This window comes from Rhizobium leguminosarum bv. viciae, from assembly GCF_012276115.1.
Lineage (GTDB): Bacteria > Pseudomonadota > Alphaproteobacteria > Rhizobiales > Rhizobiaceae > Rhizobium > Rhizobium leguminosarum_T.
Map to the genome: position 1 here is coordinate 422,550 of NZ_WIEU01000002.1, position 12,292 is coordinate 434,841.

The following is a 12,292-nucleotide window of genomic DNA, read 5'->3' on the forward strand; positions in this document are numbered from 1 at the left end:
CTACATGAACAGAAAACTCATCATCCGTGTTCTGCTTTGCTCGACCTTCCTTGCAGGCTCAGGCGCAATCCTACAGAGTTGCATCTTTGATCCGGGCGCCAGGACATTGTTCGCCAGCGAAGAGCCCGTGGCCAGGAACGCCACGCCTATCAGGAAAACCACGCCCCCCGTCAGAAAAGTGGCCACAACGAGCAGTCAACCGGCTTTCACCCGCTCTGAGAACAGTTCCAGTGGGAATTCCGGCGGCGGCGGCATGGGCGGCGGCGGTTCCAGTTCCAGCTCTAGCTCTAGCTCCGGCGGCTCGTGGGGGTCCGATCGCCGTCTGAAGACCGATATTCGTCGGCTCGGCACCTCGGCTGAGGGCATACCGGTCTATGCCTTCCACTACATCTGGGGCGGCCCACTGTTTGTCGGCACGATGGCGCAGGATCTATTGGCGATCAGGCCTGAGGCAGTCATCGAAACGGCATCGGGTTACTACATGGTCGATTACGACAAGCTCGATATTGCGATGATCTCGCTGCCGGAGGATGCGTCTCCGCTTACGGCTGAAGCCGCGATGGCGCTTGCGACGCGGGCGGCACGGATACGCTCTCGGGGCTCCGTCCAGCCGGCAATGTAATCGAAAAGGCCGAGCGCGTGCCGATACCGCAGAACAGGGATACCGTAACCGGGAGCCCTCTCGTCAGCCAGGCGGCGACCCTTGCCGGAGTCATGATCGGCATCGCGCTCTCGACCTATCTAAAGCTTGAGCCCGGCAAGGCAATGGCGCTTGCTGTGTTCTGCCTTCTCCTGGCGTGGATCGCCGTCGACGGCACATTCGCTGCTCGTTCGACCTGGGCATCGCGAAAGAGACGAGGCGAGGCTCCCGCCATTTTCTGGCGCCGCATCGGAACGAAGCTCGTCGGCCTCGCCGCGCTGCTTGGCGTGGTCGTCATCGCCTGTTCGGTCTTTCCGTTTTTCACGCAGTCGTCGGCCGTCCGATGGATCATCGAGGCTGGGCACACCACTATTCCCCTTTCCATCGCACTTGCCGGCGCCACCATTCTCTACGTCGCGGTCACCGATCTGGTTACGGAGGAGCCCGACGATTATCTCAATCAGGTCGGGCGCGCGGTATTGATGCAGGATTTTCGCGAGGACGACGTGCTGTTCGCATTGCGCCTGCTCGCGATCAAATGCTTCTTTCTCGTCCTGATGTTCTCGGGCGGCATGGCGGCTCTTTCCAATCTTGCCGAGAAGCCGGCCTGGGCGTTTCCGCCGCTCTCGGCGGCCTGGTTCGAAGGCCTGCTGCAGCTTGCCTTCCTTCTCGACATCGTGCTTGCCGCCGGCGGCTATGTCGCGACTTTCAAGCTTTTCGGATGGCATGTCAGGGCAACGGAGACGACGGCACTCGGCTGGCTCGTCTGCCTCATCTGCTATGAGCCGTTCTTCCCTGCGATCTCGCATGCCTTCGTACCCTATGGCGAGGGGCCGGGCTGGGAGACCGTGATCCGGGAAGGGTCGACCGTCTTCATCCTCTGGAGCGTCGCGACGCTGTTCTGTACCGTCATCTATGTCTGGGCGACCGTCGCTTTCGGGCCGCGATTTTCAAACCTCACCCATCGCGGCATCATCACATCAGGCCCCTATCGCTTCATAAAGCATCCGGCCTATGTCTCGAAGAACATCGCCTGGTGGCTGGTTGCGATCCCAGGCTTCCTCGCCAGCGGCCTTGCGGAAGGGCTTGCCCGGGCCGGCATGCTGGCGATCGTCAGTCTTATCTACATCATGCGCGCGCGCGCCGAAGAACGCATGCTGAGCCGGGATCCCGCCTATCGGGACTATGCCGAGCGCGTCGCGGCGCATGGGCTTCTGGCGATGGCGAAGCGGCGGCTGACATCAAGACCGGCGGCGTGAGGTTCCGACCGTTCAGCCGTCGAGCCCCTTGAAACGTACCGGCTGGTAGCCGCGCATCAACAGGCTGCCGAGCGAATAGGTATTGCGGCAGACGCGGCCCTTGCAGGCATTCGGCGACGCCTCCATCACCTCCACCTTCTTGTCGGCCGTGAAGCGCATGAACAACAGCACATGCGAGCCCGGCTTGTTCAACGCGTCGCCCGGCCGCATCGACCAGGGGTCGGAGAGGCGCTTGGTGATCCCGGGGATGGCGCGCGTCGAAACGTGCATCTTCAGGCCCCAGGCGTCGCTGACGAAGCCGGAGCAATCGACGCCGAGGATGCTGGATTGCGGCGCGCTCTTGGTGCAGACATTGCCGGCGGCCTGGCCCTTTTCCACGCCGCCGATGAAATTTTCGAGCGGCGTCTTGCAGCCCCAGCAGTAGGGAACACCCTTGACCGTCTGGCCGCGCTTGCCGATCAAGTAGATCGGGCGGCGCAGCCGGTTCATGTTGACGCAGCCCGGCCCGGGATCCTTGCCATAGGCGGTTGATGTCACCAGCCAGTTCAGCGTCTCGAAGCCGATTGCCCGCTCGATGACGTCGCTGCGCGATTTCGGCACGATCGCCACCTTCGGCGTCTTGCCGGGCTTGCCGGCATTCGGCTGTTTGGCGGGCCGAGCGACGGCAAGCTTGTGGCCAGGCTCCCGGCCGTCGAGCCGCAGCACCTGCGCCCGGCTTTCCTGCGATCTCAAATAGAGCACGTCGCCGCGCGGTCCGATCGCCACGAAGCGCCTCGAGAATACCGTGCCCAGCTCGATCGGAAGGTCGTAGACCCGGTCCATCGCGCCGTTCGGCGTGAAGCGCACCACCAGCATGCCGGTGCGCTCGGGCCGGTCGGCGGGCACGAGCTCGACCAGCGCATAGGGCCTGCCTGTTGTATCGATGTCGAGAAGTTCGACGGTGCCGATCCGCCCTTCCGAGGCGAGCTGCAGCGAAAGGAAATTCTCCTCCGAGCTCGCGCGCCGCAGCAGGATTTCCGCCTTGTCGTTTGCGGCAGCCCGGACCTCGGCAACGATATCGCCGAGCCCGCGGCTCGGAACATATTGAATGACCGGCGGGCGGGCCTCGGGCCGGTTGGTGCTGCGGCCGATCTCGTCGATGATGCTGTTCAGCGGCCCCGGCGATACCGAGCCCATCGAGGCGAAGACCGAGCGGGTGTAGTCGTCGGCATCACCGCCGCCGTCGACGGCGCGCAGCGTCTGCGACCGGCCGTCGGCATCGGTGGAGCGCTCGAGCGGCACGACGCCGTCGGACCAGAGGTAGAGTTCGTTGTGAACGACGGCGAGATCCTCCGGTGTGGCATTTTCCGGCAGCGGCAGGATTTCGGGATCGGCCTGCGAACGTTCGGCGTCGACGGCGAGCACGCGGCCGTTGTTCTGGTCGAGGATGTAGATGGTGCCGTCGTCGCCAACGGTGATCGCCGCCGGCCCGGATGCCTCCGCTTCCTCGTTGGAAGAGATGATGCCGACCGAACGCGCGCCGTCGCCGCCGCGAAGCTCGATGATCGTCGTATCTTTGGCGAAAACCGGGAAGGCGACCGCAAGTGCCGCGGCAAACAAAATATGCGACCCAAAACTACGCATTGCCTCGACCCCCAAAACACCGTCAAGTCTTTAAAATGGTAGGCTAGATATGGCCCCTCAGCAAGCCGTTGCTTTCCAAACGATTTGGAGATCTGCGCCGGCGATAGTACAAGATCATCTCTCGAAGCTTTGTCGGCAGGAAATGTTTATGCTGGAATGGAACGGTGACGAACTGGCGCTCGACATAAGCTTGCTGGAGCAGGTTCGCGCGGCGCGGATAAACTTCTCAGACCGCGTCTGCGCCGCCTCGGCCAGCAAGGACGACAAGCATCTGGCCCAGCTGCGCTCGGAGCCCACCTATCTGATGGCCGAGTTCCTCTATTCGATGAAGGTCTTCGGCATCAGCACCGCCGAGGATATCGAACGCTTCGCCGATCTGCACAATGATTACGTGGTTTCGCTCACCCGCGATCCAGCCAAGCTGCAGCGGCTGGGGCTTTCACAGGATCGTGCGCTCGCCTCGATGTTCACTGCCGACACCAAGCCGCGGCTGATCCAGAACTGGGCTGAGAAATCAGGCGCGATCGACCAGTCCAATCTCGCCCGCTTCCTCGTCGCGGTGATGTCGAGCGAGACCTGCCGCAAGACGCTGATCGATTTCGAGACGGCGGGCTTCATGCAGCGCAAGCGCTCGCCCTACGGCACCATGGTCGTCTGGTCGACCGGAATGATCGAGGAGATCTTCGGCGAGATGCTGCGCGATCTGCGCCTTAGCCTGCAGCAATTGAAGATCCTCTGACATCAGTTGCCAGCCGATTTCACCCCTCCCAATCGATTGGCACCGAGCGCCGTTGCCTTCCTTCCGGCCTCTCCCTATTCTCGCGAGGCTTGTCGCGCAGTGGCGCCAATAAGACGGATTTGACGACGATGACGAAATCCTGGCTCATAACCTTGTCGATCGGCCTTCTGCTGGCGCTGCAGACCCCGCGGCTTGCCTATTCCGGCCCGACCGAAGACGCGCTTGCGGCGCGAAACCCCTCGCTTGCGGCGCTGCGCCAACATGACGAAAAGGCCTTTGCCGCGGCGACTGCAATCATCGCCGAACACGAACGCGCCAAGGGGTTGACGCCCGGCGAGGCGAAGCTGCCCGATGCGACCTCGCCCGGCCGCGACATGGGCTCAGGCCCCGGCAAGGAATTCACGGTCGACAATCCCGATATTCTCTGGCTCTACAATTCCTCGCCCGAAGGAATGAGCGACCTGATCTCGATTTTGAAATCAGCCGGGCAGAAACCCAAGAACTAACCGCCTCCTCGCAGTTGGAACGGACTATAACAGGCCCCGGTTATTCCAGAGCGTGAGTCTTGCTCACGTCTTTGCCTTGGCGGATTCTTCCAGGCTCCAAATAATTTGTAACCCTCCCTCAAGCAAGACAGGCAAAGCCATCCCAATTTCGCCGGTCAGTGCTATTCTCATCTTCAACACAGTGTGAGATTGTTCGAAGAGGGGGTTTTCCAATGCCAAACCGCAAAGCCATCCTGGCAGCAGCCACCTTTCTTTCGTTCTTTTCGGTGGTTCCCGCCGTCGAGGCGCAGAACGAACGCACATTGACCGAAGCGCCGGCGCAAACCGGGCCCGTCAGCATCACCTTCGATCGCGCTGAAGCCAGATACGCCATTGGCGAAGTTGTCGGCCTCTTCATCCAATCGACCGAGAATGCCTATGTCACGGTGCTGAACGTCTCGCCGAACGGCGCCGTCGTGAAGCTTTTCCCGAACAAGTACCAGACCGACGCCCTTGTCGGCGCCGGCAAGCGCGTGCAGGTGCCGGATCCGGCAAGCGGCGCCAAGCTGCAGGTTTCAGGCCCGGTTGGCCAGGAGCAGATCAAAGTCTTCTATTCCTCCAAGCCGCTGACCATCTTCGCCGATCTCGGCGGCAGCGGCGGCGGTATGTTCCGCTCGATCGACGGCGGCATGGATGCCGTTTCCCGCAGCCTTGAAGAAGCCCGCAGCCTCGGCACCAAGATCAGCAGCAAAACGCTGATGCTGACGACGGTCGATAGTCCGGCTGCCATCCCGCCCGTCGCAGCCGCCCCCGCAGCGAAGCCGGTCGAGCAGGCTGCAAAGCCGCCCGTTGCGCCGAAACCTGCGGCCGCTCCGAAGCCGAAATCGGTGACGAAACAGGAAGTCGCCAAGAAGCCGGAAACGGTGGTGGAAAAACCGAAGCCGGCTGCCCCGAAAAAGGTCGCGCCGAAGCCCGTCGAGCAGACAACACAACAGCCGCCGAAGAAATACAAGATCGTCACCAACCTGGCGCCCGGCCAGGAGCTTGCCGCCGACGAACTGGAGCTCATCGGTCCGGCCGACACCACCGCATCCACCCGGCCGACCCAGTATAAGCAGCCCACGCAGTATAAGCAGCCGAGCCAGTCTTCGCAGACGAAGATGCCGAAACTGCCGATGCCGCAGATCAAGATGCCGCAGTTCAAGCTGCCCGGCGGTTTCAGCATCAAGATGCCGCAGCTGAACCTCGGCCGTTCGGCCGAACCTGGCCAGGCCGGCGAGGAGATCGAGGTAGCGAACGCTGATACGCCTGTTTGCACCGCCCTTCTCGACAAGCTGAACACCGCCGTCGCCGCCAAGGATATCAGTGCTGCCTCGGCTGAGGCCGATGCGATCGCCGTCAGCGCCGATTGCGGCCAGTTCCAGGTGAATGCCCAGCGCCGCGTCGCGGCCCTCAGGCTTTCCGCAGCCCAGGAGATGATGGCCGCCAACCAGCCGGTCGCCGATTACGAGCCGCTGCTTGTCGCCGCCGACAGCCCGCAGGTGCTCTGGCAGGCCTCCGCCACGCTCGGCGAAATCTATTTCTCCGCACGCCGCTTCGCCGATGCCGCCGCCGATTACCAGCAGGCGATCGAGATCATCAAGAACGAGACCCGCACGCCGAAAGCGCCGCCCGCCGAGACGATCTCCGATCTCATTCAGCGCGCCGCCCAGGCCCGCATCCTTGCCGCCAACCCGACGAGCGACAATCCTGAAGGCAGCTTCGTGCCGGCCGAGAAGGACCACCGCAGCGGCGTGCTCGGCGGCATCTATTCCGAGAATGTGCGCGGCATCGTGCCGGTCTCCATTCCGGTTCCGATCACCTTCGATTTCGACAAGTCGAGCTTCACCTCGATCGGCACCGAAGCCGCCCAGGAATTGCTGGAGGCGCTGAAGGAGCAGAAGCCCGGCCGCATCATCCTCGTCGGCCATACCGACCGGCGCGGCGGTGACGACTATAATCAGAAGCTTTCTGAACGCCGCGCCCAGGCTGTCGCCGACTTCCTGAAGAGCAACGGCCTCGACGCGACAATCGACGCCGAAGGCCGCGGAGCTTCCGAACCGGTGGACGTCACGGCAACCGCAAACCTCACCGAAGACGATGTCGATGCGCTGAACCGCCGCGTCGAATGGCGCCGCGAATAGGCATGATGAGGGGGAGTTTGGCCATGTCCGCATCCGTTTCCATGGCCGCAGCACTTGCCCTCCTCACCCTGGCGGCCACCGACAGCCTGGCAAGGACGATCGAGGCACCCGAGCGCGGCGCAGTCAGGGCCGTGCTGATCGGCATCGACCTCTACCGCAATGTTCCGCCGCTGCACGGCGCCGTCGCCGATGCCGAGGACCTTTCCCTTTCGCTGCGCTCGGTCGGCGTCGAGGATATGACGCTGCTGAAGAATGGCGCTGCCGACCGCGCGGGCATCCTCCATGCGATCGAAGCCGTCACGGAAAGGGCAGGGCGTGGCGATCTCGTCGTGCTCGGCATTGCCGGCCACGGATCGAGCGAGCCGGAGCGCGTCAGGGGCTCGAAACCCAGCGGCCGTGACGAGGTTTATGTGCTCGCCGGCTTCGACACCCGCGTGCCGGGATCGCGCGAGCGCATCTTCGGCGACGAATTCAAGGTGCTGATCCGCAACCTCGAGGCCAAGGGCGCCGATGTCGTCTTCATTGCCGATACCTGTCATGCCGGCGGCATGACCCGCGACGTCGATCCGCGCGGCGCCGAAATCACCTGGCGCCAGGCGCCTTCCTATACGATCGAGGAGGACGATCTCGCGCCGATTTCGACGACGGCGGATGCGCTCTCCACCAGCTTCGATTTCAAGCGGCTGACCTTCCTTGCCGCCGTCGACGAGAAAACCAAGTCGCCCGAGATCAGCATTCCCGGCATTCAGCAAAAACGCGGCGCGCTGAGCTATGCCACCGCCCGCGCCTTCGAAGGCGCCGCCGACCGCAACGGCGACGGCTCCGTCAGCCAGCGCGAACTTTTCGAATATGTGCGCCAATCGGTCTATCAGTTCACCGACCAGCGGCAGAACGTCTTCACAGAGAGCCCGCCCGGAACCGATCTCGACCGTGCCGTCGTCTATAACTATGAAGGTACAGGAGCTCAGACCTCGACCGAGAAGGCAAACGTTCCACCGCCAGCCGAACCGGCACCGATCAACGTCGCCGCCCTCGGCTCCGAGCCGGTGTTGCAGGGGATTGTATCAGCCGTCACGCCGTTCAAGCTGACGGACGGCGCGAATGCCGAACTCATCTTCGATCCAGAAAAACGTGAGGCGATTGCCGGCGGGGATGTCGTCGCCTCCGGCGTCGGTGCCGGCGACATGCCTTTCGTCGTCGACCGGATGGCCGCACTCGACACGCTGAAGCAGCTGTCGGAGGCGAACCCGCAGACGGTGCGCGTCACGCCCTCGGATGCGGTGCATCGCGAAGGCGAACGCGTCGGCGTCACGGTTTCCGAGATCACCGGTCGCAAGCTCGTGCTCTTCGACGTCACCGGCGACGGCACCGTGCAGTTCCTCTATCCCGGCACGCGGGATGCAGATGCGCCGATGCCTGCGACCTTCGATCTCGATCTTGCGGTGGTCGCACCATTCGGAACGGACCTGCTCGTCGCCGTCACCTCGGATAGCCCGATGCCCGAACTCGTCGAGTTCCTGAAGCAGAACGACAAGCGCCGCACCGCCGGCAATATCGCCAAGCGCCTCGGCGAATTCCTGCCGGAGGGCGCACGCGTCGGATTTACGGTCCTCTATACCTCCGCCGGAGCCAAGCTATGAGTACGTCGATCAGCAAGGTCCTCAATATTGCGTCCGTCATGCTGCTTCTGGCTACTCCCGTGCTGGCGCAGCAGGACACCGATTTTGCCGGCGAGGATGGCGGGCGTGTCATCGGCGGCCAGGCGGCCAAGAAGGGCGAATGGCCCTGGCAGGTGAAGATCCTGGCGCCTGATCCCGAACAGCGCGGCCGCTTCGGCGGCCATTGCGGCGGTTCGCTGATCGCACCGCGCTGGATATTGACGGCCGCCCATTGCGTCACCAGCGGCCGCTCCGGCAAGCAGGATCTCTTCGCCCGCGACCTGCTGATCGTCGAGGGCAAGTCGAAGATCGACAAGGTGATCGCGGTCGACGGGCCGGACAAGCCGGGCCTTGCCGTGGAAGACGTGATCATTCACGAGGATTTCGACCGCAAGGTCTTCGCCAACGACATCGCCCTCATCAAGCTGAGCGAGCCCGCCAAATCGAAGCCGGCGATCCTTGCCTCGGCCTCGGATGACCAAGTGGAGGCCGCCGGCCACCCGGTCGTCGTCACCGGTTGGGGTTACACCAAAGCCGACCACGGCTGGGACGACAAATATCTGCCGACCGAGCTGCAGGAAGTGGAACTGCCGATCGTCCCGCGCGAGGACTGCCGCGCCGCCTATCGCGACAGCTCGATGCGCATGAACCCGATCGACGAGCGCAATGTCTGCGCCGGCTACGCCGAAGGCGGCAAGGATGCCTGCCAGGGCGACAGCGGCGGACCGCTCGTCGCCCAGCGCCCCGACAAGCGCTGGATCCAGCTCGGCATCGTCAGCTGGGGTGCGGGCTGCGCCGAGGCCGAACATTACGGTGTCTATACCCGTGTTGCCGCCTTCCGCGACTGGATCGCCGCAAAGACCGACGGCGAGGTGCCTGATGTTGAAGGGCCTGCTGCCGACGATCAGGTCGCGTCCACCACGATCGGTGGCGGCACGAAGCAGAGGCAGTCCGGGCAGGAAGAGGCCAATCTCGCCATCACCACCCCGCCTGCCGCCACGACCGAAACGCCGGACGTACCCGCTGGCGATACCCCGCCGGCTGACAAACCCGTCGCTGACGAACCCGCCGTCCAGCCGCCGGTCGTCCAGACGCCGATGATCGAAAGCTCGCCCGGCGATCGCGCGCTGCTGATCGGCATCGACGATTACGAAATGCGGGAGGCGAAACTGACCGGCTCCGCCACCGATGTGAAGGCGATGCAGGTCTTCCTCGCCAAAACGCTCGCCTACCGCCCGGAACAGATCCACACGCTGACCAACAGCAAGGCGACCCGCGAGGCGATCCTGGCCGAGATCGATGACTGGCTGGTGCGCCAGTCGACGCCCGGAAGCCGCGTCTTCCTCTATTTCAGCGGCCAGGGCTCGGAAGAAATGGGCGCCGAGGAAACAACCAGCCCGACGCTGGTTGCAGCCGATGCCAAGCTGGTGCGCGAGGGCGGCAAGGTGACGGTCACCAACCAGATCCGCGAAACCGAGATCGCCGCACGGCTGAACAGCCTCAAGGATCGCCGCGTCACGCTGCTGATCGATGCCTGCCATGTCGGGCCCGGCAGCCGCAGTGCGGTGGCCGCACCCTCCGGCACCGTGCGTTGCCTCGGCCCGGCGCTGGCAGCGCTCGAACCGCCAAACAAGTCAGGCAAGGAAGCGAAATTCTCCTTCGGCGGCGAAAACGCCATGGTCTGGTCGGCCGTCAACGCAGGGCAGTGGGCGCTCGTCGACCGCGAGGCCAAGCCGCCGGTCGGCGTCTTCACCCGCCGCTTCATCGAAGGCGTGCAGGATGGCGTGGCACGCGCCGCCGACAAGCCGAATGTCAGCAATGCCGCCCTCCTCGATTATGTCCGGCGCAAATCGGACGAATATTGCCGGACGCATGCGGAAGATTGCCGCTTCACGCCGGTGCCGCAATTTTACGGCCAGCCGGATGCGCTCGGCCGGGATGTCATCACCGGCGAGGAGGCGAAGACGCCGGTCGCCGCCGTTGAGAATACGCTGAAGAGCGACAACGAGGCGGGCGTCGCCGTCGACGTGCTGCCCGGCACCGCGGTCAGTATCGGCGACAAGGTGGCGATGCGCGTCTCCACCAAAAAGTCCGGTTACCTGATCCTGGTCGATATCGACGCCTCCGGCAAGCTGACGCAGCTTTACCCGAACAAGCGCTCGATGGGCCTGAAACCATCAGCCAAAAGCGGCGACAACCGGCTGGATCCGGCCCGGCCGGTCGTCGTGCCCGATGCGCGCAACCCCTATACCGGCTTCGAATATGTTGTGGAGGGACCGGCGGGCGTCGGCATGGTCGTTGCCATCCTCAGCGACAAGCCGATCGAAGTGCTCGACCTGCCGGATGTGCCGACGCCGCTCGTCGGCCAGCGCGCCGCGTTCAACTATGTCTACGATCTCGCCCGAAGCCTCAGGATCGTCGGCGACGACGAAACCGGCGCCCAAGGCAAATGGTCGTTCGATTCCAAATTCTATCGCGTCCGCTGAACAGGAGCGAACCATGCCGAAATCCACTCTGCTGGCGGGTCTTGCCGCTTCCCTGATGGCGCTTGCGCCGGCCGCCCATGCCGGCAACTCCGGCGACAGCAAGGCGATGCTTGCAGCACAAGCTGGGCTTGCCGCCGAACTCATCGACCGCAGCCTGGCGAAGGAGGGTGCTGCCAATATCATGGTGTCGCCGGCAAGCCTTGCCGCAGCACTCGGCCTTGCAGGCCTCGGCGCCTCCGATGCGGGCAAGGCCTCGATCGCCAAGAGCCTGGGCTTCGGCGGCGAGCTGAAGGGACCGGAGACGGCGCTCGACGCGATGTATCAGGAGAAGCCGGCAGCGGTGGATGCGCCTTTGGCGACGGCGGTCGCGATCGTCTTCGACGACAAGCTGGTGCTCGTTCCCGACGCGCTCCCCATGCTCGCCGGCCACCACATCAAGCCTTCGATCGAGGATCTCGACGGACCGAAATCGGTCGAGCACATCAATGGCTGGGTCAAGGACGCCACGAGGGGCGCCATTCCATCAATCCTCGACGCACCGCCCGGCGGCGGCTTCGTCAGCCTCGGTGCGCTTTCCTTCAAGGCGCGCTGGAAGACCTCATTCGAGAAGGAGAGCCCGGCAAGCCCCTTTCAGCGGCCGGATGGCTCGACGATTTCGGTACCGATGATGCATCTTGCCGGCGATGGCCAAAAATTCCGCTCCGACGAGAAATTCACCGCCGTAGACCTTGCCTATGCCGGCGAGGGCTACAGCATGGTCGTGGTGGCGGCGCGCTCCGGCAAGGGTGTCGGCGGCGCGGACCTGAAGACGCTCGCTTCCTGGCTGCAAGGGGAAAAATTTGAGGCCGCCAGGGGCGAAATCTTGCTGCCCCGCTTTTCCCTGAACGACGGGCGTGATTTGATGCCGGTACTCAATGCGATGGGAGTGGCGCCCGAGAAGGCCAAGGATGCGGGTTTCCCCGGTTTCACCAAGGAAAACATCCGCTTGTCGCGCGTCCTGCAGAAGACGATGATCAAGGTTGACGAAAACGGCACGGAGGCGGCGGCAGCCACGGCTGTGATCACGGAACGCAGCATCGATCCGAAGCTTGTTCGCGTGGTCGCCGATGCCCGTTTTGCCTTCGCGCTTCGCGATACGAGAAGCGGCCTGCTGCTCGCTGCAGGCCTTATCGGTGATCCGCTTCTGGCGGGCGAATAGAATTCGGTTTCATGAATGAAT

The 12,292-nt window shown here is 63.7% G+C and carries 9 protein-coding genes; 8 read left to right on the plus strand and 1 reads right to left on the minus strand.

Annotated elements, in window-relative coordinates:
• Positions 1-4: 4 nt before the first annotated feature.
• Both GFM02_RS34955 and GFM02_RS05250 read left to right on the plus strand, forming a co-directional pair.
• A complete protein-coding gene (locus tag GFM02_RS34955) occupies positions 5-622 on the plus strand; it encodes a tail fiber domain-containing protein (RefSeq protein WP_246792067.1) in 618 nt (205 codons plus the stop codon).
• 17 nt (positions 623-639) lie between these two features.
• A complete protein-coding gene (locus GFM02_RS05250; RefSeq protein WP_168321013.1) occupies positions 640-1,899 on the plus strand; it encodes an isoprenylcysteine carboxylmethyltransferase family protein in 1,260 nt (419 codons plus the stop codon).
• A gap of 12 nt (positions 1,900-1,911) precedes the next feature.
• Here the strand turns inward: GFM02_RS05250 and GFM02_RS05255 are convergent, their stop codons facing one another.
• The gene (locus GFM02_RS05255) at positions 1,912-3,522 is read right to left on the minus strand and encodes a hypothetical protein (protein WP_168321014.1); all 1,611 of its coding nucleotides are present in this window, start codon (positions 3,520-3,522) and stop codon (positions 1,912-1,914) included.
• Between the two features lie 148 nt (positions 3,523-3,670).
• Between GFM02_RS05255 and GFM02_RS05260 the strand changes: the two genes are divergently transcribed.
• The 6 genes from GFM02_RS05260 to GFM02_RS05285 all read left to right on the plus strand — a co-directional run bounded on the left by GFM02_RS05260 (position 3,671) and on the right by GFM02_RS05285 (position 12,271).
• The gene (locus GFM02_RS05260) at positions 3,671-4,261 is read left to right on the plus strand and encodes a hypothetical protein (RefSeq protein ID WP_020052839.1); all 591 of its coding nucleotides are present in this window, start codon (positions 3,671-3,673) and stop codon (positions 4,259-4,261) included.
• Between the two features lie 128 nt (positions 4,262-4,389).
• Positions 4,390-4,767, plus strand: coding sequence for a hypothetical protein (locus GFM02_RS05265; protein ID WP_138389849.1), 378 nt, complete (start codon positions 4,390-4,392; stop codon positions 4,765-4,767).
• Positions 4,768-4,979: 212 nt separating this feature from the next.
• On the plus strand, positions 4,980-6,929 hold the full coding sequence (locus GFM02_RS05270) for a DUF4384 domain-containing protein (RefSeq protein ID WP_168321015.1): 1,950 nt from the start codon (positions 4,980-4,982) through the stop codon (positions 6,927-6,929).
• A 23-nt stretch (positions 6,930-6,952) separates the two neighbouring features.
• A complete protein-coding gene (locus GFM02_RS05275; RefSeq protein ID WP_168321016.1) occupies positions 6,953-8,569 on the plus strand; it encodes a caspase family protein in 1,617 nt (538 codons plus the stop codon).
• Positions 8,566-11,073: a trypsin-like serine protease gene (locus GFM02_RS05280; RefSeq protein ID WP_168321017.1), complete on the plus strand. Its 2,508-nt coding sequence runs from the start codon at positions 8,566-8,568 to the stop codon at positions 11,071-11,073. Before GFM02_RS05275 ends, GFM02_RS05280 begins: the two co-directional genes overlap by 4 nt.
• 13 nt (positions 11,074-11,086) lie before the next feature.
• Entirely contained in the window at positions 11,087-12,271 is a 1,185-nt protein-coding gene (locus GFM02_RS05285; protein WP_168321018.1) for a serpin family protein, read from the plus strand.
• Positions 12,272-12,292 lie beyond the last annotated feature (21 nt).